This window comes from Corynebacterium sp. MSK004 (assembly GCF_030232515.1).
In the GTDB taxonomy this organism is placed as follows: domain Bacteria; phylum Actinomycetota; class Actinomycetes; order Mycobacteriales; family Mycobacteriaceae; genus Corynebacterium; species Corynebacterium hesseae.
Genome location: NZ_JASPKB010000010.1, coordinates 87,226 through 112,605, shown reverse-complemented (window position 1 = coordinate 112,605; position 25,380 = coordinate 87,226). Strand labels below are relative to the sequence as shown.

Here is a 25,380-nt window from a genome sequence, read left to right as displayed (position 1 = left end):
GACGAAGCTCGGATTCTCGCGGTATAGTGCGAGAATCCGAGCTGTGGATGAGGAAATAGGAGTGACGCGGGGCCGACTAACTCCGGGCCCTTTTATGAAACGAGGGCTGTATTTGGACTACATGACGCGGGAAGAGACGTCCCCCAGTCCTTCCGAACCAGATACGGCCTTCTTTCCTGCGTAGCCTAGGTAGCCCTGTGGGCCGACGAAGTGGATGCCGCCCTGCGCATCGGCGATAGCGGTGACTTCATTGAATTGGTGAACTTGGCCTGGCTGGAGGCGCTTGAAGTTCGTGGTCGTAAGCCCTTGGTTAAAGCAGTCAGCCTTAGAGCGGCCTGCATGGTAAATAAAACGCGGTGCCAGTTGGCCTGGCGGGTTGCACTGCGGGCTGGTAGCTCGTGCGCCTTCGGACAGACATGCTACGTAGGTTCCTTCGATATTCGCGCTTTCACAGTTGACGGTGCCGTCGGCATTGGAGAAGCCTTGTGATAGGTCGGCGGAGGCATGTGGGGCAATCGTGAGTGCACCGACAACGGCGGCGGTGGCGGTAAGGCGGGACAACAGACGCATGGTGTAGACAATCCTTTCGGGGTTGGAAACGCTGCCCCTCTGAGGCTATGAGCTAAACCACACACCTACCAGCGCTGGGGGATCTTTCCCCACGCCTTCGCACGCTTGCGCAAAGGGAAACCCGGCCCACCTGCGGGGTGAACCGGGTTGATGGATTAAGAGATGTCGATAGGCTAAGCCCGCATCTGTACGCCGAGACGCTGCTGAGCCAGCTCCGCAGCGGCCAGACGATGCTGGTTCGCCTCGTCATCAGTCAGTGTGCGGTCATCAGCGCGGAAAAGAAGCTGGAAGGCAAGGGATTTCTTGCCCTCACCAAGCTGCTCGCCGCGGAAGACGTCGAAAAGCTCCACGGACTCCAGCAGCTCACCGGCGCCCTCCTCAACGACCTTACGAACCTCTTCAGCCGGGGTGGCATCATCGACGACCAACGCGATGTCTTGGTGCAGGGCCGGGAAGGAGGACAGAACAGGTGCCGGGAACTTCTCCTCCAACGGCAGTGCTGAAACATCGAGCTCCATTGCACACGTGCGTGCAGGAAGCTCCAAAGCTTCAAGAACCTGCGGGTGCAGCTCACCCGCATAGCCCACGACCTGCTCTTCATCATCGGCGAGGACAATTGCGGCACAGCGACCCGGGTGCCACGGAAGCTGTTCGGCTGCCTTAACTGCAACGTCAACACCAGCGGAACGAGCCACCTGGCGCGCAGACTCGATCGCATCTGCGTAGCTATACGCGCGGCCGGTCCCCCACGGACCTTCGTGCTCAATGTTGCCGGTAGCAACCGTAGCCACGTGCAGCGGCTGCAGAGGCAGGGACTCCAAAAGCTCAGCCACGACGGACTCCTCCGGGCGGGACTCCACCGAAGGCATCGGCGACGCATCAGCGCGCTTGAAAGCCACCTGCTGGAGACCGAAAAGGGCAAGGTCGCTTCGGCCACGGGCCACGTTGCGGGCGATGGCCTCAAGAAGGTTCGGGAGCAACGTCGTAGAAAGAATGGCCTTGTCGGACTCGAGAGGATTCTGCACGGCCACCGTCTTACGACGCGGATCCTCCTTGTCCAAGCCCCATGTATCAAAGGTGTCGTTCGGGATGAACGGCGCCGGCAAGACCTCGGCATAACCGGCATAGGCCAAAGCGTGGCCAATAGCGCGGCGGCGCTTCTGCGCCGGAGTCAGACCGCGACCGCCTGCCGGGGTCGGCAGCACAGTGGGAATGTCCTCTAGCCCTTCTAGGCGCAGGACTTCCTCAATGAGGTCGACGTCCATGGAGATATCCGTGCGCCACGTCGCCGGGGTAACTTGCAGCTCATCACCGTTGTCGGTGACGTCGCAGCCCACCTCTCGCAGGCGCTGGATAATGGTGTCGCGGGAGTACTGCACGCCGGCGTATTCGCTGGGCTTGGCGGTGCGCAGGGTGATGGGCTCGCGCTTGGCGACGTCTCCCACGAGCGTCCTGCCAGCCTCGATGGTGCCGCCAGCAATCTGCTGCAGCAGCGCGCAGGCGACGTCGAGAGCGACCTCGACGATGGCCGGGTCGACGCCGCGCTCGAAGCGGCGGGACGCCTCAGAGGAGAGCTTGTGGCGGCGAGAGGTCCGGGCCACGGTGATCGGATCCCAGATGGCGGACTCGAAGTAGACATCCGTGGTCTCATCGGAAATCTCTGAGGTCGTACCGCCCATGACACCGGCGAGGGACTGAATGCCGTTGTCATCGCAGATGACCACGTCACCAGCCGACAGCTCACGCTTGACGTGATCTAGGGTCTCGAACTTCTCCCCTTCTGCGGCATTGCGCACCACGAGGTTGCCGCTGATCACATTGGCATCGAAGGCGTGCATCGGGGCACCCAGCAACAGCATGACGTAGTTCGTGACGTCGGTGGCCACGTTGACGCTGCGCTGGCCGGACAACATGAGCTCGCGCTCCATCCAAAATGGAGTTCGGGCAGCGGGGTCGATACCGGTGACCTTGCGCAGACCGAAGCGCTGGGCTTTGGTTTCCTCGCGCAGGTCAACGTCGATAAACGCGCCCTGTGCCTGAGGAACAGCCGAGATATCCACACCGGCCGCGCTCGGGTCCTGAGCCACGTCCGGGAAGGTGAGGTCAAACGCCGAAGCCACCTCGCGGGTCAAACCGCGCGCGGAGAGGGCGTAGCCGCGATCCGGGGTGATGTTGACGTCGAAGGCGGTATCAGCCAGACCGATGATGGGGCGGGCGTCCTCGCCAACCTTGTCCGCCACCTCGTCCCCTAGAACGATAATGCCGTTGGCCTTGTCGCCGAAGCCGAGCTCAGCGGCGGAGCACATCATGCCGTTGGAGATGTGGTCATAGGTCTCGCGGGCAGCAATCTTGAAGCCGCCGGGCAGCTCAGCACCTGGGAGGGAGACCACGACATAGTCATTGAGACGGAAATTGCGGGCACCACAGATGATGCCCTGCAGCTCGCCGGTGCCATTTGCGTGGCCAACGTTGACCTGGCAATAACGGATTGGCTTCTTGAACTGCGTGAGCTCTTCAATCTCGACGACCTGGCCAATAACCAGCGGGCCGGTCGTCTCTGGGAGGGCCTCAAATCCCTCAGTTTCAAAACCAACACGGACAAAGCCGGAGTCCAACTCTTCGGAAGGTACGCTCCAGCCGGAATTCGCGGTGCCCAGGATGCGGGTAACCCAGTCTTGGGAAATAAGCATTGTTTTCTCTCTATCCTTTCTCTGGGTTCCTATGCCTGCACGCCGAAGGGCAGGGTGAAGCGAACATCGCCTTCAACCATGTCACGCATATCGGTCAGACCATTGCGGAACTGCAAGGTGCGCTCAAGGCCCATGCCGAAGGCGAAACCTGTGTACTCCTCGGGGTCGATGCCCACGGCACGCAGAACGTTGGGGTTGACCATGCCGCAGCCGCCCCACTCGATCCAGCCGGCGCCGCCCTTCTTATTCGGGAACCACACATCGACCTCGGCCGAGGGCTCGGTGAACGGGAAGTAGTTCACGCGCATGCGGGTGGTGGTCTCGGGGCCAAAAAGAACCTTGGCTAGGTGCTCCAGGGTGCCGCGAAGGTGGGCCATGGTCAGCCCCTTGTCCACTGCTAGGCCCTCCACCTGGTGGAAGACCGGAGTATGGGTGGCATCGAGTTCGTCGGTGCGGAAAACGCGACCCGGGCAAGCGATGTACAGCGGTACGTCTCGCTCAAGCATCGTGCGTACCTGCACCGGCGAGGTATGCGTACGCAAGACCTGCTTGGAGCCTTCCTTGCCCACATGGAAAGTGTCCTGCAACGTACGCGCAGGGTGATCGGGCTTGAAGTTCAGCGCATCAAAGTTAAAGTACTCGGCCTCAACCTCCGGGCCGTCGGCAATCTCCCAGCCCATGCCCACGAAGATGTCGGCGATGCGCTCCGACAACGCGGTAATAGGGTGCAAAGCACCAGTCTGCGCCCGCGTGGTGGGGACGGTAACGTCGACTTTCTCCGCCTTCAGCTGAGCGGCGCGAGCCTCCTGCTCCAGCACTTCACGAATCTGTGCAAAGCGCTTTTCCACCTTGCCGCGGGCCATGTTTACCGCACGACCGGCGTCCTTGCGCTGATCCTTGGGCAACTGGCCCAGCGACTGGCGGGCCTGCGGAATATAGCCACCATCACCAAGGTGTTCGCGGCGGGCGGAGGTGAGCTCGTCGAGGTCGGATGCAGCCTCGAAGGCGGCAATGGCCTTCTCCGCGGCGGCCCCCAGGGCCTCTTCGGTCAATTCGATCTGAGGTGTATCGGACACGTGCCTTGATTACCTTCTTCTCGCACAAAAACTAACGCGAGCTATCTTACCGTGCTTAACGACTACTGTGGCCACCAGCCCTAGTCACAGAGCAGAGCTAGCTGTTCTGTTGCTTGGCTGATTCATAAAGACAAATGCTGGCGGCCGTAGCCAGGTTGAGTGACTCTGCACGCCCAAGAATCGGAATGCGCACGCGCATGTCAGCTTCGTCCAAGAGCTCGCCCAGTCCATGTGCTTCGTTACCGAACAACCAGGCGGTGGGTTGGCTCAGATCTGCCTCAGCTAGATCTACTTCACCATCGGCAGCCGTGGCTAGCACTTGCATCCCAGAAGAGCGCAGCTTGCCCAGGACGTCCTTGATGTTGGGATCGCGAGCAACGGGTACATGGAACAGCGACCCCGCCGACGCGCGCGCGACCTTGCAGCCCAAAGGGTCGACCGTCTCACCGGCGAAGATGACGCCGTCCGCCCCCATGGCGTCCGAAGTCCTAATCAGGGTACCTGCGTTGCCAGGCTCAGACGTCAGCACTGGGACTGAGACCAGCTGTGGTTTGCCCGCCAGAATCTTGCCGGCGCTCCACAGGACGGGGCGGCACACGGCGAAGAGCCCGGTGCTCGTCGCGGTATCAGACAGGTGCTTGGCCGCCTTATCCGTGATGGGGTGGACATAGACGTCCATATATCCGCAGGCTTGCACAATGTGGGCGAAGCGCTCGGCGGCTCTTTCCGTCACGAAGACGTCAGTCGCCGCTCCCGTGGACACCGCCGCGTCCACAGCGTTTTCGCCCTCGATGATGAAGCGCTCCGCCTTACGACGGTTGGCAGCGCGGTGCAGCTTGGCCGCATTGACTACGCGCGGCGTGCGTTCGGTAAAAGCAGAGGAGAAATCCAGATCCATGTATGTGACGGTACCGACCGAGCTTCTCATTGAAAAGTCCCGCTTGCCCACCACGTTCGGGCGGGCAAGCGGGATAAGAGTTCTCCGCGATTCTCTGCAGACGGTTACTTCTTCAGCGGTACGCCGTTTGCGTCCTTATCGTAATTGGAGAAACCACCGGCGATGAACACGAGCTCGACCCACTTCCAGATCACCAAACCAGCGACGAGGAAAATACCAATGATGATAAAGGAAGTAATAAGGCCGACGACGGCAAGAGCCAGCTGCCACATACCGCGCTTCGTGCGGCCGAGGTAGAAGTTATGAACTCCCAATTCACCCAAGAAGAAGCACAAGAGCAGTGCTACTACCCATGACTTTTGCTCTCCTCCAGCCTGTGGCTGCTGGCCGTAGTGTGACTGGTAAGCCTCTTGCTGCGCTGGAACATTCTGAGCCGGCTGCGAACCACCATACGGGGCCGCGCTATAACCGTACTGGTCGCTCGAAGATCCGAAGGGGTTTGCCTGTTGCGGCTGTCCTCCATTAGAAGCGCCGTCAAAAGCGTCGCCATTGGGCTGATAAGCGTTGTTCGGGTTGGTCATTTCTCTTCTCTCCTTCACACCATGTATCTCTGGCCAGCCCCAAGGACTAAGGGCAGGCGGCTCTCATGACAGTACTGTGCAATGTAACACAATCCCTCGGGAGAAGCAGGGCTTAAGGGTTCTTGCGGGCATTACTCCCGCAACGACAAAACCCACCGTCCCTTCATCAGGGGCGGTGGGTGCATCTGGCGTCTACGCGCGGTGCTTAGGCAGCCTTCGGAGCGTTGACGTCCTCCGGAAGTGCAGCCTTAGCAGCCTCGCACAGTGCGGAGAAAGCCTCGAAGTCATTAACTGCAAGCTCGGCGAGGATCTTGCGGTCAACCTCGATCTCAGCCAGGCGCAGGCCGTGGATGAGGCGGTTGTAGGTGATGTCGTTCATACGAGCAGCAGCGTTGATGCGCTGGATCCACAGCTTGCGGAACTCGGACTTACGGGCGCGACGATCGCGGTAAGCGTAAGTCATGGAGTGCAGCCACTGCTCCTTGGCCTTGCGGTAAAGGCGGGAGCGCTGGCCGCGGTAGCCCTTAGCGGACTTCAGGATTGCGCGACGCTTCTTCTTGGCGTTAACTGAGCGCTTTACTCGTGCCACAGTAATACTTCCTTATCTTGATTGTGAGTGTGTGGGGATGGGAGTTTCGGCGCTGACTATGCGCGGCCGAGAAGGCGCTTGACGCGCTTGGTGTCTGCCTTGGCGACGTCCTCGGTGCCCTTCAGACGACGGGTGCGCTTGGACGGCTTGCCCTCCAGGAGGTGGCGGCGGTTAGCCTGCTCGCGGCGCAGCTTGCCGGAGCCAGTCACCTTGATGCGCTTGGCGGTGCCCTTGTGAGTCTTCTGCTTCATGAGAATTAAATCCTTAAATCCTAAGTGGAGCGTGGTCTACTTCTTGCCTTTGCGGACGGGTCCAAGAACCATGGTCATGTTGCGACCATCCTGCTTGGGACGCGACTCCACAACGCCGACCTCTGCGACGTCGTCAGCCAAACGCTCCAACAGGCGGAAACCCAGCTCCGGACGCGACTGCTCGCGGCCACGGAACATGATGGTCACCTTTACCTTGGAACCCTTCTCCAGGAAGCGCACCACGTTGCCCTTTTTCGTCTCGTAATCGTGATCATCAATCTTCGGACGGAACTTCTGTTCCTTCACCACAGTTTGCTGCTGATTCTTACGGGACTCGCGGGCCTTCTGGGCCTGCTCGTACTTAAACTTGCCGTAATCCATGATCTTGGCTACGGGCGGCTTCGCGTTCGGTGCAACCTCGACCAAGTCAAGATCCGCTTCGTACGCGAGCTTGCGAGCATCGTCAGTACGGACGATGCCCACCTGTTCACCACCGGGGCCAACAAGACGGACCTCGGGTACTCGGATGCGCTCATTAATGCGAGCTTCAGCGCTGATTGTGGTTCTCCTCGATTGTGGGGCTAGTAGTGTGCCTACCGAGGCCACAAACGAATAAATCCCGGCGCCAGTGGCATCCGGGAGTTTCTTTTTCAAGCACGCACCACCGCGTGGCGCCTACTCTTAACCTTTATCCTGCGTTGGAATGGTGATTCCTACGCGGCCTCAGGTGGGAGAAACTCCGCTTGCGGCCCAAGTACCTCCTGGAGGAGGCGCTACGGGCGGTAGTGCACACTACTCTAACACCACATGCATCAATCACCAAATCGGCGAGCAGGTGAGTTAGTTGTTGGTTCGGCCGACGCACCTTGTCTCTTCGACGCTGCGCTTGCCGACGCCTCCTCAGCCCTCGGCGCTGCGCCAGGCCGCGCACAACCAACCAAGGGCTTTAGCGCGCCCTCCCCCAGCGCCTCGGTGACAACACGGTCTACGCCTGCAGCAAGCAAGTTAAGAGCGGGTATAGCCTCCTCGGCGTAGTCGCCGGGCATGGTGACCTCAATGGCCAATCCCACCGCGCCATCGGCATCCTTACCGGCCCCCTCGGTTTCCCGCACCCCAATCTGGCGATGGGTATACCCGTTGTCCTCCTCGGAAAGCCCCCAGCCGCCTTTGGCCCGGGTATGCGGGAGGCGGTCGAGTCCATTGTCTTGCCATTCCACGATGTCATCCATCGCGTCATAAACCTGCGCGGCTTCGGGGATACACGGCAAGTGTGCGCCAAACTTGGCCTGCTCTTCGAGCAACCACGTGGAATATCCAAATGGTTCCTCAAATTCGCCGGATGAGTCATATTCCTTCAAGAGAGCCTTGACTGCGCTTCCCGCGTCCCCCTCGGTCCAACGAACGTGGGACCACAGTGCGTAGGCGGCATCGTTGTCCGATTCCTTAATGGCGAGGTCCACAAGCTCAGGGCTAGCCTCGTCGCGCAAAGCCGCGATGGCGATCGGCACCTTTACGGTTGACCATGCAGGCTCTTCACCCCTTAGTCCAGCGTTGAACGTTCCCTGTTGATCCGCCACTGACACTCCGGCTTGAACGTCATACTCGCTTTCGACGTCTGCGACGACGGCGCGCAGCTCCGCATCGAGGTCGTAGCTGTTCTTAACCCCCTCACTAGATGTTTCGGGAGCTTCCTGCACTGCGTCCCTATCCGGGGCAGAACAGCCCGCCGCAGTTGTAGCCACGGCAAGACCGAGAGCCACCGCGGCCGCGTGCGTGAGCTTCTGCCCTACCATCAGACCATCTCCTTGAGGAACCCTCCCGTATAGGAGCCTTCCACCTGTGCCACATCTTCTGGTGTGCCCTGAGCCACGACGGTACCGCCGCCGGAGCCGCCCTCGGGGCCCATGTCAACGATCCAATCCGCAGCCTTAATGACGTCCAGATTGTGTTCAATGATGATAACGGAGTTGCCTTTATCCACCAGGCCCTGGATGACGAGCATGAGCTTGCGGATGTCCTCAAAGTGCAGGCCCGTCGTCGGCTCATCCAAGATGTAGACCGTGCGCCCATTCGTGCGCTTTTGTAGCTCAGATGCCAGCTTCACGCGCTGTGCTTCACCGCCGGAAAGTGTTGTAGCGGCTTGACCCAGGCGGACGTATCCAAGGCCCACCTCCACCAAGGTATTGAGATAACGGTGAATCGAGGTGATGGGCTCAAAGAACTCTGCGGCCTCTGAAATCGGCATGTTGAGGACCTCAGCAATGTTCTTACCCTTATAGAGAACCTCCAGGGTCTCGCGGTTATAGCGTGCGCCCTCGCATACTTCACAGGGCACGTAGACATCGGGCAGGAAGTTCATCTCAATCTTGATGGTGCCGTCACCTTGGCACGCTTCGCAGCGTCCGCCTTTGACATTGAAGGAGAACCGGCCCGGCTTGTAGCCGCGAACCTTGGCCTCCTGGGTTTCCGCGAAGAGGTTGCGGATCTTGTCGAAGACCCCTGTGTACGTCGCCGGATTTGAGCGCGGGGTGCGCCCGATAGGGCTCTGGTCCACCTGCACGAGTTTGTCTAGGTGCTCCACGCCCTCGACGCGCTTGGCTCGCCCCGGCACTTGGCGGGCGCGGTTGAGCTTGTTGGCCAGGGTCTTGGCCAGAATTTGGTTGACCACGGTGGACTTACCAGAGCCGGACACGCCTGTAACGCAGACGAGGACGCCCAGGGGGATCTCCACGTCAATGCCCTTGAGGTTATTCTCACGGGCGCCGACCACCTTGAGCATGCGCTCAGGATCGATCGCACGGCGCGTATCGGGAACAGCGAGCTTCTTCTTGCCCGAGAGGTATTGCCCAGTGAGCGATTCCTCCACGGCTTCGATACCGGCGGGTTCACCCTGATAGACCACCGTTCCGCCGTACTCGCCGGCGCGCGGTCCGACGTCGACAAGCCAGTCCGCCTCCCGAATGGTGTCTTCATCGTGCTCCACCACGATCAAGGTGTTTCCGATATCGCGCAAGCGCTTCAACGTGGCGATGAGGCGCTGGTTATCGCGTTGGTGTAGGCCGATGGAGGGCTCATCGAGCACGTAGAGAACTCCCGCTAGGCCGGAACCGATCTGTGTGGCGAGGCGGATGCGCTGCGCTTCACCACCGGACAGCGTGGAGGCGCCGCGGTCGAGGGTGAGGTAGTTCAGACCGACGTCGAGAAGAAAGCGCAAGCGCGCCTGGATTTCCTTTAGTACAGCACCAGCGATGATCTCCTCGCGGTGGCCCAGAACGAGCGAGTCGAGGAACTCTGCTGCCTCCTCGATGGACAGCGCCGTCAGGCCCGCGATGGACTGCTCACCGTGAGCGGTCGAGGCCAAGCGCACCGCCAGGATTTCGGGCTTGAGGCGCGTGCCGTTGCAGGCATTACAAGGAACGCGACGGGTGTACTGAAGCAGGCGGTCCTTCTGCGATTCGGAATCAGCCTGATCAAGCTTGCGCTCCAAGAACCCAATGGCACCCTCAAAAGGCGCGGACCAATTGCGCTGGCGGCCATAGCGGTTCTTGTAGCGCACGCTGACTTCCACATCAGTGCCATAAATCAAGGCGTGACGCTGCTCCTCGGTCAACTCAGAAACCGGAGTGCGGGGATCAAAGCCCAGGGTTTTCGCTAGCCCTTCGACGAGCTTGACGAAGTACCTCGCATTGGGGCTCGACGTCCACGGTTGGATGGCCTCCACAGCCGGAGCATCCGGGTCTGGAACCAGCAAATCAACGTCGACCTCAAGGCGGGTACCCAAACCGTCACACACCGGGCAGGAACCGAAAGGTGCGTTGAACGAGAACGCGCGGGGCTCGTATTCCTCAATGGTCAGCGTATGGCCGTTGGGGCAGGCGGCCTTCTCCGAGTAGGTGTGCGTGAGCTCCTCGCGGTCAACGAAATCCAGGGTGACCAAGCCATCAGCCAAGCGCAGAGCGGTCTCCACCGAATCCGTCAGCCTCTGCTTTTGGGAAGCCTTGACCTGCAGACGGTCCACGACGACATCGATGTCATGCTTAATCTGCTTCTTTAGCTTGGGTGGATCACTGAGCTGGTAGAGCTCACCATCCACCCGAACGCGTGAATAGCCCTGCGCTGCGAGGTCCGCGAAGAGATCAACGAACTCGCCTTTACGGCGGCGCACAACCGGTGCGAGGACCTGGAACTTAAGCTTTTCCTCATGGCTTAAAACCTCATCCACGATTTGCTGCGGGGTTTGACGCTCAATGACGGCATCGCACTCAGGGCAGTGCGCAGTACCCGCGCGGGAGAAAAGCAGACGCAGGTAATCATAGATCTCGGTAATGGTTCCCACTGTTGAGCGCGGGTTATGATTGGTGGACTTTTGGTCAATGGACACCGCCGGAGAAAGCCCATCAATGAACTCAACGTCTGGCTTATCCATCTGACCAAGGAACATGCGCGCATAGGAACTCAAGGACTCAACGTAGCGCCGCTGGCCCTCGGCAAAGATGGTATCGAAAGCAAGCGAGGACTTGCCCGAGCCAGATAGGCCGGTAAACACCACCAATTTGTCGCGCGGAATATCGATGTCCACGCCCTTGAGATTGTGCTCACGCGCGCCGCGTACGACCAAACGATCAGCCACTAGTTGCTGCCTTCCTACACAAATGTATGTGTGTTCAGAGAGTTCTCAATCAGAATGTACCCGTATGGTTGGACTTATGAACAACGCCCTTAAGCTTCACAAAATTTCCGTGTCCGATATGGACAACAATTGCTACCTACTGTGTGCGGGCGAAGAAGCGCTGCTTATCGACGCCTCTGCTGACGCCCCCGCACTTCTTTCTCTAGCCGCCGATCACGGGGTAAAGATCACCTCCGTGCTTACCACCCACCGCCACTGGGACCACGTGCGTGCACTGAAAGAAGTCTTGGACGCAACCGGCGCCGAGCACTACGCCTCTTTCCTTGACTCCCCTGCCCTGCCCGCGCCCGTCGACGTAGAGCTCGAGCATGGCGATACTCTGCCTTTTGCCGGCTTCGACTTACCCGTCATCATTTTGCGCGGACACACTCCAGGCGGTGCAGCGGTTGCAGCGGAGATTGACGGTGTCACAAACCTCTTCGTCGGCGATTCCCTCTTCCCCGGCGGCGTAGGGAAAACCACCTCGGAAGGTGACTTCGTGCGCCTGTACAAGGATGTCACGCAGCGGCTCTTTGATGTTTACCCCGACGAAGCGATCGTCCGCCCTGGGCACGGAGCGCCCACAACGCTCGGTGCAGAGCGCCCGCACCTAGACGAGTGGTGGGAGCGGCGTTGGTAACTACGTGTTAACTGCTGCGCTTACAGCAACAGTTGTTTAATCCGCGTACTATGGTGTGTCGAACGTCTTTACAGATCTATCGAATGGAGCACATCATGATTCGTAAGTTTGCTCGTCCTATGCTGGCCTCCGTGTTCATTTGGGATGGTGTGGATACGCTCCGCAACACCTCGGAGCACGTCGCGGACACCGAGTCCGTGCTCAAGCGCCTGCGCAAGGTGCTGCCGCGCGAGTACGCAGGCTACATCCCTAACGACCCCGAGTTGGTTACCCGCGCGCTCGGCGGCGCAAAGACCGTCGCGGGCACAAGCTTGGCGCTGGGCAAAGCACCGCGCACCTCCGCTGCCGTGCTGGCGCTGACTCACGTCCCCAACTTGGTTGGAAATGCTTTCTGGACCGCAGATTCCAAGGAAGAAAAGGAAGCACAGCGCAACGGCTTCATTACCAACACCGCTCTGCTCGGCGCCCTGGCCATCGTCACCCAGGACACCGAAGGTAAGCCATCTGTGCGTTGGCGCGCTGCCAAGGCTTCCGAGCGCGCGAACAAGAAGATCCAGCAGGCGCTGCCGGGCAAGTCCGAGCAGCAGAAGTTTGCGGAGGACTTCTCCACCCGCGCCAATGAGATTTCTTCTGATGTCACGGCCAAGGCCAATGACTGGCTCGAGACCGCCAAGGATTACGTCGAGGACAACCGCGATGACTGGGAGTCCACCGGACGCGATTTCCTCGAATCTGCTCGCACCTTTGTCGAGGACACCGCCGAGACCGCGCGCGAGTTCATCGACGACAACAAGGATGACTGGCTCGACGCTGCACGCGAGAACTCCGCTACCGCTCGCAAGGGCCTAGTCAAGGCGGCCGGCAAGGCACAGGACCGCGCTGACGCGGCCCTAGCCAAGGCCGATTCGCTTGATAGCAAGCGCGCCCAGAAGAAGGCTCGCAAGCGCGCAGAAAAGCTGCAGAAGGAAGCTTCCAAGAAGCTCGATAAGGCTTTCAAAAAGTTTGGTGACCGCTTCTAAACACCTCGCCTCAGGCTGCGGATAGCCCCGCAACGCACCGCGATACATGGAAGCGGTGGAGACAACAACGGCTCAGCTAGTATGCTGGGCCGTTGTTCTTTTCCACCCAGGAGAAGCCTTCAAACGCGCCCAAGGAGCCTTGTGTCTGAATCTTCATCCGCGCCTCGCACCGAAAACCCTGGTGCTCAAGCAAACGATCCGCGCACCGAGATTGCCAGCGAACAAGCCTACGTCGATGGCCTTTTTGCGCGTCTCGATAACGAGGTCCACGCCGCAAATGAACGCCTCAATGAGGTACAGGCCGCCGTCGATCCGCATACCCCGGATGCCGATGCTCTGGTGCGCCGCGAAACCGAGTATCACGGGCTGCAGGCCAAGCTGGACCGTCTAAACATCGCCCAACTCGGACTAGTTTTTGGGCGCATCGACATTGACGCGCCCGGTGATAACCCCACTCCGGAGGGACTAGACCGCCGCTATATCGGCCGCATGGGACTCGATGCCCGCGAGGAGGATTACCGCACGCTCCTTCTGGATTGGCGCGCCCCGATGGCTCGGCCGTTCTACCTCGCCACCACCGCGCACCCCGAGGGAGTCCACGTCCGCCGGCACATCAGGACTACTGGGCGCACGGTAACCGGAATCAGCGACGAAGTCCTCGAAGGCGAGTCACACACCGACAGCAGCGACGTTGCCAGTGAGTCCGCCCTCCACCACGTCATGCAACAGGCCCGCACTGGGCACATGCCTTCCATTGTGGAAACCATTCAGAGGGAGCAGGACGAAATCATCCGTGACAGCACGCGCGGCGTCATGGTGGTCGAAGGCGGGCCAGGAACCGGCAAGACGGCGGTGGCACTGCACCGTGTGGCCTATTTGCTCTACACCTACCGCGAACAACTGGCCGCCACGGGTGTGCTCATCGTGGGTCCCAACTCCACCTTCCTGGAGTATATTTCCCGGGTGCTTCCGGAGCTTGGTGAAACCGGCGTTGTGCTTTCTACCATCTCTTCTCTCTTCCCCGGCATTGAGGCTACTCACCCTGAGTCCCTGCTCGCGCGCGAAATCAAAGGCTCCGCGGCCATGGTGGAGATCCTCGGCAACGCGGTGAAAGACTATCAACGCCTGCCGGAACAATCGCGCACGCTCGAGATCGATCGGCTCGAGCTCACCGTGGACCCACAGATGGTCAAGGCAGCACGGACACGTGCACGGCGCTCGCGCAAACCGCACAACGATGCACAAGCAGCGTTTGCGGAGCACCTCACCGAGTCGCTGGCCCAGCAGATGGCTGAACGCATTGGCGCTGACCCTCTCGGCGGCAACAACTTGCTCTCCCGCGCGGATGTGGATCAGCTCCACGACGACCTCGCGGAAGAACCCCAGGTGCTAGAGCTCATCGACGAGTTCTGGCCCCACCTGACACCCACCGATGTCCTCGCCGATCTCCTCAGCAGCACCGAACGCATCGATTCGGCGGCCGGCGACTATGATGATGAAACCCGCAGTGCGCTCTACCGTGAGGACGGCCGAGCTTGGGCGCCTTCCGACGCCGCGCTTCTCGACGAACTTGCGGTTCTCATCGGCATGCCCGACCCCGAAGCAGAACGTGTCGCCGAAGAAAAAGAATGGCGTGAGCAAGTCGCAGAGGCAGAAGACGCACTCGATATCCTGAGCTCTTCCGATTCCACCGACAACGATGACGACATGTTCGAAGCGGAGATTCTCTCTGCCCACGACGTCATCGACGCCGAGCACCTCGCTCGACGCCACGAGGTTCGGGACTCCCGCACCACCGCCCAGCGCGCCCGTGAAGACTACACGTGGGCCTACGGGCACGTCATCGTCGACGAGGCCCAAGAACTCACCCCGATGGAATGGCGCATGATTTTTCGCCGTAGCCCCTCGCGGTGGATGACTCTCGTGGGCGACACGTCCCAGACCGGTGCCCCTGCCGGCGTCGATGATTGGGCGGACACGCTCGAGCCGTTCGTCGGCGAGCGCTTTCGGCTTCACGGGTTAAGCGTCAACTACCGCACCCCGCGCCCAATTACCGAATTGGCCAATCAACTCTTGGAATCCATCAACCCCGAAGCGACGCCGGGTATCGCTGTTCGCGACGGCGTGGACGTCATCTGGCGCGAGGATACGGACGACCTTGAGCCAGCTACCTTCCAGGACGATGAAGGGCGCCTGCGGGCTGTGATCACGGCGGCCAACGTTGAGCACACCAAGGGGCTAGAGTTTGACCACGTCACCGTAGTCAACCCGGATGACATCGTGGCAGCATCACCGCAAGGTCTGCACAACCTCTACGTGGCCCTCACGCGCGCGACGCAGTCCTTGACCATCGCCGGCCGTTACGCGGAGGTTTTCGGTTAGTCTGGTGCGCATGGCACTTTCCGATATCGCCCGCAAAGTCGAATCCACCGCGAATGCATTCTCACTCAAGCACTCCGCACGCAAAGGCTGGCAGCCCAGCATTACTGGCTATGCCGGCTACGGCAACGAGGACTTTGTCCACGTGCTTGGCCGCGTGCTCATGCACGATCCCAAGGCTGAGGAACGCGATACGTGGACCCAACGCGGATACCGCCAATTCTTCACCATCCAGGTCACGCATCACGAGGTCGAAGTAACTGTTGGCGGTAAGACGGTGTCGGGCACCACGAACGACAACGGCTATATCGATGTCCTCGTCCATGATCACGGGCTAGAACCTGGCTGGCACGACGTCACCATCCGCGCCAAAGGCGCGGACGAGGTGCGCGCGGAAGTCCTCATCGTGGACAAAGACACGACATTCGGTGTGGTCAGCGATATCGATGACACCATCATGGTGACCTGGCTGCCGCGAGCCATGATTGCAGCGTGGAATTCCTGGGTAAAGCGCACCAATACGCGAACCCCCGTCGAAGGCATGGCCAGTTTCTACCGGGAGATCTCTCAACAGCACCCAGAGGTTCCCTTCGTCTACCTCTCCACCGGTGCGTGGAATACCTATGACACCTTGGTCAATTTCATGGCGGAGAACGGCTTCCCACGTGGCCCACTGTTGCTCACCGACTGGGGCCCAACGCCCACCGGTCTTTTCCGCAATGGCCAAGAACACAAGCGCGTCCAACTGCGCAACTTGTTCATTGCTTTCCCCAAATTGCGCTGGCTTCTCATCGGTGATGATGGGCAGCACGATCCTCTGACTTATGCCGACGCCGCGGCGGAGCATCCCAACCGTGTGGCAGCGCTAGCAATACGCAACCTCACGCCACAAGAGCAGCTGCTCTCCCATGGCTCGCTTGCTCCCTTGGTCAAGGTCAACAAAGAGTCTTCTTTCGATATCCCGCTTATTCAAGGCGCCGACGGTAACGCCCTCGCCCGCGCCTATCGCAAGCTTCGGTTCGGCTCTTAGAAAAGCACCACAACGCGCAAACACGCCCCAGAGACTTCCGACGAAGAAGTTTCTGGGGCGTGTGCGTACCGTAGCCCGAGAAGGCTTAGTTGACGGTGTGGACGATCATGACGTCACAATCAGACTGACGCGCGACATCCGCCGGAACCGAACCGAGCAGACGGCCGGTCAAGGAATTAATTCCGCGGTTACCAACGATGAGCAGGTCAGCCTTGTTGTCGTTGACGATGGACATCAGAGCCTGAACCGGGGTGCCCGGACGCACAGCGGTCTCCACCTTCGTCACGCCGAACTTCTCTGCGTGTTCCTTGCCGGAGGCGAGGTTGGCCTGAGCCTTCTCATCACCGAGAATCGTCACTGAATCCTGGCGCAGTGTCTTGGAGGCTTGCTCCTGGTTCTCGTAGTAGGCGCAACCGATGATGAGGGTGGCATCGAAGGCTGCGGCGATCTTGGCGGCGCGCTCCACTGCGAGCAGGGAGGACTTGGAACCGTCGGTACCGACCACGATCTTGTTGTAATCGCTCATGATGACCTTTCTTCGCTGGGCCCCAACCTTGAGGCCACCGCTAAACAAAATTCTAAAAGCTTTTGCGCACCCGCTAGTCTAACAACGCTGGCGTGTTCGCGTCGATCAGCGCGTGTGCTGTGCACCCGACTGGGTCCGGCGCTTACTCAGTGGTGTTGACCACCACAACATCCGCGTGGGCCTTACGGGTTAGCTCCGTCGCAACGGAACCGAATACCCGGCCGCGGACTGAATGGATTCCCTTGTTACCCACCACGAACAAGTCGACATCATAGTCCTTGCCCACCTCGATGAGTGAGTTCACAGGGTCGCCAGACTTAGCGATGATCTCGATGCGCTTCGCACCCTCGCCGTGCGCGATCTCCGCGGCATTGTTGAGGAAATTCTCTGACATTTCCTCGCTGACAACGGGCACGCGGGCGTCCTCTGCGTTCGGTGCGCCGAGCATCGAACCGGAGTGATTGTAAAAAGCAGAGACGATGATCAACGTCGCATCATAAGCACGCGCCATAGATGCGGCAGAACGGACGGCACGCAGGGATGTCGGTGATCCATCGGTTCCCACGGCGATGACGTTGTAGCTCAGCATGATTCTCCTTATAACTAGTGGTTAATCCCTAACAGTATGGCACGGCTGCCCACGCTGAGTGTGGTGTTACCCGCCCAGTGCACTAACGAGGTTTCAGTATGCCGGCCCAGACTGTTAAATCCCGGCCTCTTTGAGTCCACGTTGCTCCTTCTTCAGGTCCGCGATCTCATCGCGCAAGCGCCCCGCCAGCTCGAATTTAAGCTCTCGGGCGGCTTCGCGCATTTGGGTCGTCAGGTCGTCGATAAGCGCCTGCACCTCGTCGGCAGCCATGGAGGACACATCGGGCTTCTCGACGATTGCCGTGGGGTCCGCCCCCTGCTCCTGCTCATCGGCGTTGTCGTAGACCTGGTCCAAAATGTCAGCGATCTTCTTGCGCAATGGCTGCGGGTCGATGCCGTGTTCCTTGTTATAGGCAATCTGTTTTTCACGGCGGCGCTCAGTCTCCTCGATGGCTTCCTGCATCGAGTCCGTAATCTTGTCTGCGTACATGATGACCTCACCGGACACGTTTCGGGCGGCGCGGCCAATTGTCTGGATGAGCGAAGTGGTGGAACGCAGGAAGCCTTCCTTGTCTGCGTCCAAAATAGCGACGAGTGAGACTTCGGGAAGGTCGAGGCCCTCGCGCAGCAGGTTAATACCAACGAGCACATCGAATTCACCCAAGCGCAGCTGCCGCAGTAGCTCCACGCGCTGCAGCGTATCGATATCCGAGTGGAGGTAGCGCACCTTGATGCCATGCTCCAGAAGGTAATCAGTGAGGTCTTCTGCCATGCGCTTAGTCAAGGTGGTGACCAATACACGCTCCTGCTTAGCGGTGCGGGCGCGGACCTCATCGATAAGGTCATCGATCTGGCCCTTGGTGGGTTTGACCGTCACCTTGGGATCCACCAGGCCGGTGGGGCGAATGACCTGTTCGACGAACTCGCCGCCGGAGGCCGTCATTTCAAAATCACCAGGCGTGGCCGACATGTAGACGGTTTGCCCCACGCGCTCCTCAAACTCATCAAAGGTGAGTGGCCGGTTGTCTACGGCAGACGGCAAACGGAAGCCAAACTCCACGAGGTTGCGCTTACGGGCCATATCACCCTCAAACATGCCACCGATCTGCGGGACGGTCACGTGGGACTCATCGATGATGGTAAGGAAGTCCTCCGGGAAATAATCCAAGAGCGTCGCCGGCGCCGAACCGGCAGGGCGCCCGTCGACGTGGCGCGAATAGTTCTCAATGCCGGAGCAAAAGCCCACCTGCTCGATCATCTCGAGGTCGTATTCGGTGCGCATTCGCAGGCGCTGCGCTTCGAGCAACTTGCCGCGGTTCTCCAGCTCGGCGAGGCGTTCCGCAAGTTCTTCCTTGATGTCCTCGATGGCCCGCGCCATGCGCTCTGGACCCGCCACGTAATGAGTCGCGGGGAAGATTCGCACCTCGTCGACTCGCTCGAGAACATCGCCCGTCAACGGGTGGATGTAGTAGAGCTCATCCACGTCATCGCCGAAGAATTCGATGCGCACCGCACGCTCCTCATAGGCGGGGATGATATCCACGGTATCGCCCTTGACGCGGAAGGTTCCGCGCGTAAAACCTACGTCATTGCGCTCATATTGAATATCGACGAGCAGGCGCAGGAAGCGATCGCGGTCAATCTCCTCCCCTTCCTCCAGCACGACCGAGCGGTCGAGGTAGGACTGCGGCGTGCCCAAGCCATAGATGCAGGACACAGAGGACACCACGACAACATCACGGCGGGAAAGAAGCGCCGAGGTGGCAGAGTGGCGCAGGCGTTCCACGTCCTCATTAATCGAGGAGTCCTTCTCAATATAGGTATCCGTCTGCGCGATATAGGCTTCCGGCTGGTAGTAGTCGTAGTAAGAAACGAAGTACTCAACGGCGTTGTGCGGGAGGAGCTGGCGCAGCTCATTTGCCAACTGGGCCGCCAACGTCTTATTCGGCGCCATCACGAGTGTCGGGCGCTGCTGCTTTTCGATGAGCCACGCCGCAGTAGCGGATTTACCGGTACCCGTGGCACCCATGAGGACGACGTCGCGCTCGCCGCGGCTCAGCCGCTCATCCAGTTCCGCGATGGCGGCGGGTTGGTCGCCAGCGGGCTGGTACTCTGATTCAACACGAAAATCGGCCGAGCGCCGTTCGATTTCACCGACAGGACGGTGTTCCGAGACCGGCAGGATAGGGTGTTCAGCAGCAAAAGCCATGCCGACCAGTCTAACGCGCCGAAGCCTAAACCTGCTAGGTTCCGGCAGCTCAACAACCCAGCCACTGTGTGAGGCAAGAGAGAACAGTTTAGGGCAATACAGCACGCGTCGTGCGCAGCCACAGATCTAACTCACCCGTGGTTTCCCACAGTGCATAGATCGGGGAATTATTGGGCTCCATCGCTGTGTTAATTTTCTTGCGCAGCCAGGCCCGAGTCTGCGGTGTGCGCAGCGCTTTAACGGAGTCGACACTGACTCCAGCGGGAAGTTTGTCCGCCGGGGACGTCGCCAGTGCGCCTAAGGCGATGACGGCCTCGGCGTCGTCGACATCGATGGGAGAATCCACGCAGCTCTTCTTAAACGTGTCGAGGTCGAAAGAGCCATCACGAATTTCCGCGAGCACTTCGCACGCGGCATGATTATCAAAAGGCCCAACGTCCCAGGTTCCCATGGAGGGGCAGATTAAGCACTCAAGATGAACGGGGCGCGAGCACAAGGTAAATTTTAGCCACCATATGCTTTAAAAGTTGCCGCTCTCCTTTAGAATCGGCTGGCATGAAGTTTCGTTCCCTCGCCAGCGCAGTGACCATCGCCGGCCTCGTGCCCGTCGCTATCGTGTCCCACACGCCCACCGCCCAAGCTTCTCCGTGTACGGCCTATTCGAAGTCCGGTAGCTTCACGTCGAAGCCCGAGGCCTCCGGGCCGGGAGGCGGCTCTTCGCTAGGAGGGCTCGACGCGCTGCTGGGGAGCTCCTCCCGTTCGAGCAGTTCAGGTGACTCCGCAGCACCACAGCGCAGCAACTATAACCAGCGCCAAATCACCGGCGGACCGACCCAAATCATGCAGCTCATCACCGGTTCCGGTTCCCCGAACCGCACCGACCAAAAATTCGACATTTCCGGAACCGACCTCGGCATTGCCTACTCTGACAACGCGGGCCGCTCCTACTACGTCTTCGGCGATTCCATGGATTGTTCGAGCGACGGTGATGGGTGGCGTTCCAACCTCCTCTTGCGCACGAGCGACCACGACTACGGTGATGGCCTACGTCTGGAGGAGGCGCTGACTAACTCCGGATGGTCCGCCAATGGCCGCGCAAAGGAGTTCATCCCCTCCCAAAAGGTGGGAGATCAAGATACCAACGGCGAGCGCACCACCATCCCCACAGCGGGCATCGTGGTCGACGGCGTGCACTACATCGACTACATGTCCGTGCGCTCTTGGCACGACCCGAAAACCGGCTGGTCAACCAACTTTGGTGGGACCGTGAAGTCGACCGACGGCGGAGTCACGTGGCGCGCGGTACCGGAGGCCACACGCACTAACGCTAGCCACGGGACGAACGCTCCCATTCCCGGCGGCGCAAACTACCGCCCAGGGTTCGAAAAGCTGCAGCAATCGGCCTTCATCGAGCACGACGACTATATCTACCGTTACTCCACCGGAAACGGCCGCCGTGGCCCGGCATATTTATCCCGCGCGTTGAAATCTGAATTCCCCAACGAAGATGCCTTCAGCTACTACTCAGATGGCTCATGGGTGAAGGATCCCGCGCGGGCCACCGAGGTGCTCGATGGCAAAGTCTCCGAGCTTTCCGTGGCCTACAACCACTACTTGGGCAAGTACGTCACCATGTATGGAGTGGAGGGAGAGGGCATCGTCATGCGGACCGCAGATAGCCCCGAAGGACCATGGTCGCCGCGCCGCATGCTGGTGAATGAAAAGACCACCAAGGTCGTCAGCGGCGAGCCTCTCAACGACACGTACGCACCTTTCGTGCTGCCAAACCAGGATGACCAACACCTGTATTACACGCTGACATCGTGGCACGATTACAACACCATGCTGATGCGCACTGACCTTGATTTCGTGGGCGAGGACATGGAAAACAACGACCACATCGCAGTCTCTGACGTCGTAGCAACGCGCTAGGAGCTTCTGCCAGGAAACTGCTGCTAGGAAGCTGCGTGCCTAGCCTAGGCGGGCGCGCAGCTTCTCGACGACCCCCTCGACCTGCTCATCCAGTGCTTCGCGGGGGCCGTTGTTGTCAATGATGAAATCAGCGACAGCACGCCGCACATCGTCCGGAATCTGCGCCGCAATCCTGCGGCGTGCGTCCTCCTCATCCAGCCCGCGGTATGCCACCAGGCGGCGCACACGCTCCTCTGCGTCAACGTCAACAACAATGGTGGCGTCCATATCCTTGTGGAGTCCTTTATCCACGAGGAGCGGCATGTCATAGACCACGAAATCCGCACCGGCTTGCCGCGCTGCGTCGAAGCGGGCTTGGGTTTCCTCGTTAATGCGCGGGTGCGTAATCGAGTTGAGCACAGCGGTCTTCTCGCGGCTAGCGAAAGCACGGGAAGCTAGCAACCCCCGGTCCAGACTCCCATCTTCTTGGAGAATGTCGTCCCCGAAAGCCTGCGCCAGTTCCGCGAGCGCTGGTTGACCCGGTTCAACAATGTCCCGGGCTATCTGATCGGCATCCACTAATTCCCAGCCGTGGCGCACGAGAAGCTGCGCCACAGTCGATTTTCCGCTGCCGATTCCGCCGGTGAGTCCAATGAGTTTCATACCGGCTTAGGATACGCGAAAGGCCGCCCCTCCCACAGCGGGGAGAAGCGGCCTTTCTGCAAGAACTAGATCGTCTCGGACTAATCGGCGGAGCCTAGCCGAGAGGACTTAGTTTTTAGTTGCCAGCGAGCTTGTCGCGCAGAGCAGCAAGCTGCTCGTCGGAAGCGAGGGAGCCGCCAACCTCTGCCTGAGAATCGGATGCCGGAGCTGCATCCTGAGACTCGGAAGAGTAGTTGGAGTTGGCAGCGGACTCGGCGGCCTCAGCGGCTGCAGCACGGTTGCGCTCGATCTGAGCGGTGTGCAGGTTGAAGCGACGCTCGGACTCGGCGTAGCGAGCCTCCCAAGCCTGGCGCTGCTCGTCGTAGCCCTCGAGCCACTCGTTGGTCTCCGGGTCGAAGCCCTCCGGGAACACGTAGTTGCCCTGCTCGTCGTAGGAGTCAGCCATGCCGTACTTGGACGGATCGAACTCGTCGGTGTAGTCCTCGTCTGCCTGCTTAACGGACAGGGAGATGCGGCGACGCTCGAGGTCGATGTCGATGACCTTGACCATGACTTCCTGGCCAACGTTGACAACCTGGTCCGGAACCTCCACGTGGCGCTGAGCCAGCTCGGAGATGTGGACGAGGCCCTCGATGCCCTCCTCGACGCGAACGAAGGCGCCGAACGGAACGAGCTTGGTGACCTTGCCCGGAACGATCTGGCCCACAGCGTGGGTGCGGGCGAAGACGCGCCACGGATCTTCCTGGGTTGCCTTCAGGGACAGGGACACGCGCTCGCGGTCCAGGTCGACGTCGAGAACCTCGACGGTGACCTCGTCGCCCACGGTGACAACCTCGGACGGGTGGTCAATGTGCTTCCAGGACAGCTCGGAAACGTGAACCAGGCCGTCGACACCGCCGAGATCGACGAAGGCGCCGAAGTTGACGATGGAGGAGACAACGCCCTTGCGGACCTGGCCCTTCTGCAGCTGGTGCAGGAACTCGGAGCGGACCTCGGACTGGGTCTGCTCGAGGTATGCACGGCGGGACAGGACAACGTTGTTGCGCTGCTTGTCCAGCTCGATGATCTTGGCCTCGAGCTCCTGGCCAATGTACGGCTCCAGGTCGCGGACGCGGCGCATCTCAACGAGGGAAGCCGGGAGGAAGCCGCGGAGGCCGATGTCCAGGATGAGACCACCCTTGACAACCTCGATGACGGTACCGGTGACCGGCTCTTCCTTGGCGTGCAGCTCTTCGACGGCGCCCCAAGCACGCTCGTACTGTGCGCGCTTCTTGGACAGGATCAGACGGCCTTCCTTGTCCTCCTTGGTGAGAACAAGTGCGTCGATCTCGTCGCCGACCTCGACAACCTCATCCGGGTTGACGTCGTGCTTGATGGAGAGCTCGCGGGACGGGATGACGCCCTCGGTCTTGTAACCGATGTCGAGCAGGACCTCGTCGTGGTCAACCTTGACCACGGTGCCCTCGACGATGTCACCATCGTTGAAGTACTTGATGGTGGCGTCGACAGCTGCGAGGAAGTCCTCTGCGGTTCCGATGTCGTTGATCGCAACCTGAGGGGTGTTAGAAGTTGGCATGTAGTTATGCTCCGAATAAACGTAGGAGATCGTAATTGGACAGTTACGCGTCTCTTGAAAAGCGTCATTAAGCAGCGCCGATGCGCAAGGCTTAAGATGGATTTCAATCCCGACTCGCAGCCGTGCCGAGCTCTCCTACAGTAGCCCAGCGCGTCCCGAGCCATAGACACGCCCGTACAACCCTACATCCTCGCAGCTAAAACGGCAAATGCGCCATGGAAAAAGAATTGGGAAAGGAAGAATGTCTGCAGCAGCGTTTTCGGCATCCTCTGCCAACCGCGATTTTTGGGATCGTGACGCCGATTCCTACCACGCGGAACACCCCGAGTACCTATCCTCTTTCTACTGGTGCCCGGAAATGCTGCATGAGGCTGAGGCGCAGCTGCTTGGCGACGTCTCCTCCGCCACCGTTCTCGAGCTCGGTTGCGGCTCCGCGCCGTGCACGCAGTGGTTGCAAGGACGCACACGCTTTGCGACGGGTTTCGATCTCTCGTCGGGAATGCTCTCCCATGCCGCGCCCGAGCTACCGCTAGTCCAAGCTGATGTTCTAGCGCTTCCCTATCGCGACGAATCCTTTGACGTCGTCTTCTCCGCCTTCGGCGCCCTACCCTTCGTGGCCGACCTGGACACGGCACTGTGCGAGGTCCACCGGGTCCTGCGCCCACGTGGACGCTTTGTCTTTTCTGTGCCGCACCCAATGCGCTGGGTCTTCCCAGACGGTCCCCAGAGCCTCACAGCAGAGCTGTCCTATTTTGAGCGCGCCTACCTCGAGCAGGATGCCAACGGTAAGCTTAGCTACGCCGAGTTTCACCGCACGATGGGTGATTGGGTGCGAGCACTACAGGTTCGCGGATCCTTCGAGATTCGCAACCTCATTGAACCCGAGTGGCCAGAGGGCCTCGACCTCACGTGGGGCCAGTGGTCTCCAGAACGAGGTGTAATTTTCCCCGGCACCGCCATCTTCGTGTGCGAAGCACGATAGACCGGACCTTGCCTACCCTGGTGCGGAGTGTGCCGCCCGCAGCGAACTAAGCTGGCAGCCATGCTTTTAGAACGCCTTGGGATTTTCCTGCGCCGCACGGTGGCCTGGTGGATTGACGCCTTCCTCGCCGCCGCTGTCATCGTGGTGATCAAATGGGCAATCAACCTCGGCACCGACGGAGTATTGAGCGGCAGAGCAGGAGCTATCTACGACATCATCGCGCTCGCCCTCGTCTTCTACGTCTACCGGGTGTGGGCGGAGTCAACGAAGCACACTTCTCTAGGCAAGTGGTCGCTGAAGCTAGAAGTCATCGCTGAGCATCCCGGAATCGCCAGCGCAGCAATTCGCAACAGCTGGCTACTCCTTACTCTTGTTGCGCTGACAGGGCTCCCCTATGTTGAGGCAACCATCTTGGCCATCCTTGGCCTCAGCGTCCTTGTGCTGGGCCAAACCCCCTTCGACCTACTGGCCGGGTGTTTGGTCGAGCGCCGCACGCCCACCGAGGACGAGCGCGCGGTGGGCTTGACCTAACC

The 25,380-nt window shown here is 60.1% G+C and carries 23 protein-coding genes; 7 read left to right on the top strand and 16 right to left on the bottom strand.

Annotated elements, in window-relative coordinates:
- Positions 1-117: 117 nt before the first annotated feature.
- From QP999_RS11960 to uvrA, 10 genes are all read right to left on the bottom strand, one after another.
- Entirely contained in the window at positions 118-570 is a 453-nt protein-coding gene (locus QP999_RS11960) for a hypothetical protein (protein WP_070529922.1), read from the bottom strand.
- A 173-nt stretch (positions 571-743) separates the two neighbouring features.
- Positions 744-3,260, bottom strand: coding sequence for a phenylalanine--tRNA ligase subunit beta (gene pheT / locus QP999_RS11955; RefSeq protein ID WP_284848378.1), 2,517 nt, complete (start codon positions 3,258-3,260; stop codon positions 744-746).
- A gap of 29 nt (positions 3,261-3,289) precedes the next feature.
- On the bottom strand, positions 3,290-4,336 hold the full coding sequence (gene pheS / locus QP999_RS11950; protein ID WP_070523173.1) for a phenylalanine--tRNA ligase subunit alpha: 1,047 nt from the start codon (positions 4,334-4,336) through the stop codon (positions 3,290-3,292).
- Between the two features lie 97 nt (positions 4,337-4,433).
- Positions 4,434-5,234 (bottom strand): TrmH family RNA methyltransferase, encoded by an 801-nt coding sequence (locus tag QP999_RS11945; RefSeq protein ID WP_070624029.1) that lies wholly within the window; start codon positions 5,232-5,234, stop codon positions 4,434-4,436.
- Positions 5,235-5,338: 104 nt separating this feature from the next.
- Positions 5,339-5,815, bottom strand: a complete 477-nt coding sequence (locus QP999_RS11940) for a TM2 domain-containing protein (RefSeq protein WP_144675051.1) — start codon at positions 5,813-5,815, stop codon at positions 5,339-5,341.
- A gap of 205 nt (positions 5,816-6,020) precedes the next feature.
- Positions 6,021-6,404, bottom strand: a complete 384-nt coding sequence (rplT, locus tag QP999_RS11935; RefSeq protein ID WP_005323264.1) for a 50S ribosomal protein L20 — start codon at positions 6,402-6,404, stop codon at positions 6,021-6,023.
- Positions 6,405-6,460: 56 nt separating this feature from the next.
- Positions 6,461-6,655, bottom strand: a complete 195-nt coding sequence (rpmI, locus tag QP999_RS11930) for a 50S ribosomal protein L35 (RefSeq protein ID WP_010190075.1) — start codon at positions 6,653-6,655, stop codon at positions 6,461-6,463.
- Between the two features lie 36 nt (positions 6,656-6,691).
- Positions 6,692-7,261, bottom strand: coding sequence for a translation initiation factor IF-3 (gene infC, locus QP999_RS11925; RefSeq protein WP_083299163.1), 570 nt, complete (start codon positions 7,259-7,261; stop codon positions 6,692-6,694).
- Between the two features lie 206 nt (positions 7,262-7,467).
- Positions 7,468-8,448 (bottom strand): serine hydrolase, encoded by a 981-nt coding sequence (locus QP999_RS11920; protein ID WP_284848377.1) that lies wholly within the window; start codon positions 8,446-8,448, stop codon positions 7,468-7,470.
- Positions 8,448-11,285, bottom strand: a complete 2,838-nt coding sequence (gene uvrA / locus QP999_RS11915) for an excinuclease ABC subunit UvrA (protein WP_284848376.1) — start codon at positions 11,283-11,285, stop codon at positions 8,448-8,450. The genes QP999_RS11920 and uvrA overlap by 1 nt, the downstream gene beginning before the upstream one ends.
- 76 nt (positions 11,286-11,361) lie before the next feature.
- Here uvrA and QP999_RS11910 point away from each other — a divergent pair, with 76 nt between their 5' ends.
- The 4 genes from QP999_RS11910 to QP999_RS11895 all read left to right on the top strand — a co-directional run bounded on the left by QP999_RS11910 (position 11,362) and on the right by QP999_RS11895 (position 16,392).
- Complete coding sequence (locus tag QP999_RS11910; protein WP_284848375.1) at positions 11,362-11,964, top strand: MBL fold metallo-hydrolase; 603 nt, start codon at positions 11,362-11,364, stop codon at positions 11,962-11,964.
- 95 nt (positions 11,965-12,059) lie between these two features.
- Complete coding sequence (locus QP999_RS11905) at positions 12,060-12,983, top strand: DoxX family protein (RefSeq protein ID WP_284848374.1); 924 nt, start codon at positions 12,060-12,062, stop codon at positions 12,981-12,983.
- Between the two features lie 141 nt (positions 12,984-13,124).
- Positions 13,125-15,365: a HelD family protein gene (locus QP999_RS11900; RefSeq protein ID WP_502870667.1), complete on the top strand. Its 2,241-nt coding sequence runs from the start codon at positions 13,125-13,127 to the stop codon at positions 15,363-15,365.
- A gap of 10 nt (positions 15,366-15,375) precedes the next feature.
- On the top strand, positions 15,376-16,392 hold the full coding sequence (locus tag QP999_RS11895; protein WP_070529905.1) for an App1 family protein phosphatidate phosphatase: 1,017 nt from the start codon (positions 15,376-15,378) through the stop codon (positions 16,390-16,392).
- An 85-nt stretch (positions 16,393-16,477) separates the two neighbouring features.
- Here QP999_RS11895 and QP999_RS11890 read toward each other — a convergent pair whose 3' ends face one another.
- From QP999_RS11890 to QP999_RS11875, 4 genes are all read right to left on the bottom strand, one after another.
- On the bottom strand, positions 16,478-16,918 hold the full coding sequence (locus QP999_RS11890; protein ID WP_010190091.1) for a universal stress protein: 441 nt from the start codon (positions 16,916-16,918) through the stop codon (positions 16,478-16,480).
- A gap of 142 nt (positions 16,919-17,060) precedes the next feature.
- Positions 17,061-17,507 carry a universal stress protein gene (locus QP999_RS11885; RefSeq protein WP_070523204.1) on the bottom strand — a complete coding sequence of 149 codons (447 nt, stop codon included), beginning with the start codon at positions 17,505-17,507 and terminating at the stop codon, positions 17,061-17,063.
- A gap of 114 nt (positions 17,508-17,621) precedes the next feature.
- On the bottom strand, positions 17,622-19,715 hold the full coding sequence (gene uvrB / locus QP999_RS11880) for an excinuclease ABC subunit UvrB (protein ID WP_070529903.1): 2,094 nt from the start codon (positions 19,713-19,715) through the stop codon (positions 17,622-17,624).
- A gap of 88 nt (positions 19,716-19,803) precedes the next feature.
- A complete protein-coding gene (locus QP999_RS11875) occupies positions 19,804-20,166 on the bottom strand; it encodes a DUF4259 domain-containing protein (RefSeq protein ID WP_154762340.1) in 363 nt (120 codons plus the stop codon).
- A gap of 104 nt (positions 20,167-20,270) precedes the next feature.
- Here QP999_RS11875 and QP999_RS11870 point away from each other — a divergent pair, with 104 nt between their 5' ends.
- Positions 20,271-21,647 carry a glycoside hydrolase family 183 protein gene (locus QP999_RS11870; protein WP_284848373.1) on the top strand — a complete coding sequence of 459 codons (1,377 nt, stop codon included), beginning with the start codon at positions 20,271-20,273 and terminating at the stop codon, positions 21,645-21,647.
- A 39-nt stretch (positions 21,648-21,686) separates the two neighbouring features.
- On the opposite strand, the gene coaE is transcribed toward QP999_RS11870, so the two are convergent.
- A complete protein-coding gene (gene coaE / locus QP999_RS11865; RefSeq protein ID WP_154736876.1) occupies positions 21,687-22,289 on the bottom strand; it encodes a dephospho-CoA kinase in 603 nt (200 codons plus the stop codon).
- A gap of 115 nt (positions 22,290-22,404) precedes the next feature.
- Positions 22,405-23,865: a 30S ribosomal protein S1 gene (gene rpsA / locus QP999_RS11860; protein ID WP_010190105.1), complete on the bottom strand. Its 1,461-nt coding sequence runs from the start codon at positions 23,863-23,865 to the stop codon at positions 22,405-22,407.
- A gap of 241 nt (positions 23,866-24,106) precedes the next feature.
- On the opposite strand from rpsA, the gene QP999_RS11855 reads away from it, so the two are divergent.
- Both QP999_RS11855 and QP999_RS11850 read left to right on the top strand, forming a co-directional pair.
- Positions 24,107-24,847, top strand: a complete 741-nt coding sequence (locus QP999_RS11855; RefSeq protein ID WP_070563078.1) for a class I SAM-dependent DNA methyltransferase — start codon at positions 24,107-24,109, stop codon at positions 24,845-24,847.
- Positions 24,848-24,907: 60 nt separating this feature from the next.
- A complete protein-coding gene (locus tag QP999_RS11850; RefSeq protein WP_070563075.1) occupies positions 24,908-25,378 on the top strand; it encodes an RDD family protein in 471 nt (156 codons plus the stop codon).
- Positions 25,379-25,380: the final 2 nt, after the last annotated feature.